Raw genomic sequence first — 617 nt, 5'->3', positions numbered from 1 at the left:
CACCAAGATCTACCCCACGCGTTCCCACACCGGCGCGGCCCAGGGCGGCATGTGCGCGGCCCTCGCCAACGTCGAGGAGGACAACTGGGAGTGGCACACGTTCGACACCGTCAAGGGCGGCGACTACCTGGTGGACCAGGACGCCGCGGAGGTCATGGCCAAGGAGGCCATCGACGCGGTGCTGGACGACCTCAATGCCGGCCGCCCGATGGACCGGCTGGTCTGCGGCGATGTCGGCTTCGGCAAGACCGAGGTGGCGCTGCGCGCCGCCTTCGCGGCGGCGATCTCCGGCAAGCAGGTGGCGGTGATCGTCCCGACCACCCTGCTCGCCCGCCAGCACTACCGGACCTTCGCCGAGCGCTTCAAGGGCCTGCCGGTCCAGGTGGCGCAGCTCTCGCGCTTCGCCTCCGCGGCGGAGATGAAGCAGACCCGGGCGGGGCTCGCCGCCGGCACGGTCGACATCGTGGTCGGCACGCACGCGCTCTTGGCGAAGAACATCGCCTTCAAGGATCTCGGCCTGATCATCGTGGACGAGGAGCAGCATTTCGGCGTCGCCCACAAGGAGCGGCTGAAGGCGCTCCAGGCCGGCGTCCACCTGCTGACGCTGTCGGGCACGC

General features: G+C 70.2%; 1 protein-coding gene. It reads left to right on the top strand.

The features are described 5' to 3' along the window. The coding region (locus ACU8YC_RS25585; protein ID WP_446896046.1) for a DEAD/DEAH box helicase at positions 1-617 on the top strand (617 nt) is incomplete at both ends.

Source organism: Citrobacter sp. VF227 (assembly GCF_052950715.1).
This window is presented reverse-complemented; position numbering and strand designations above follow the sequence as displayed.